This window comes from Actinoplanes rectilineatus, from assembly GCF_000962825.1.
Lineage (GTDB): Bacteria > Actinomycetota > Actinomycetes > Mycobacteriales > Micromonosporaceae > Actinoplanes > Actinoplanes rectilineatus.
This window is the reverse complement of the sequence record NZ_JZKF01000252.1, coordinates 1-378: the sequence shown is the minus strand read 5'-3', so window position 1 is coordinate 378 and position 378 is coordinate 1. Positions and strand designations below refer to the sequence as shown.

The following is a 378-nucleotide window of genomic DNA, read 5'->3' as shown; positions in this document are numbered from 1 at the left end:
CGGTCTGCGCCATCCACGCGCTGTGGGTGCGGGCCGCGGCGGTCAGTGCCTTGTTCTCCGTCAGCGGGGCGCAGCCGTGCGAGGTGCGCTCGACGTTGATCAGCCGGTTGATCTCGGCCTGCAGGGTCTTCTCGGTGGGCTTCGCTACAGCGGCCTGAGCGGGGGACGCGATCATCACGGCAGCGACAGCGGCGGGGGCGACGAGGGCGGACAGAGCCAGACGACCGAGGAGCTTACGCAAGAAGAACCCTTCCGGAGCCGGTAACCCGGCAGGCCGCCGGGCGTACCGTACTCATCGGCCACCCCGCCGCCCACTCGATTCCCGGCCCGGTGCCCTCCCGTCACCATCCGGTTGCCACCCGCCCAGGAGCCGACGGC

Annotated in this window: 1 protein-coding gene; it reads right to left on the bottom strand. The window is 71.4% G+C overall.

Going from position 1 to position 378, the window contains the following annotated elements; translation table 11 throughout:
- Window positions 1–241: CAP domain-containing protein (locus tag WH85_RS46325; protein ID WP_342669836.1), on the bottom strand; the 241-nt coding region annotated here is incomplete at its 3' end.
- Window positions 242–378: the final 137 nt, after the last annotated feature.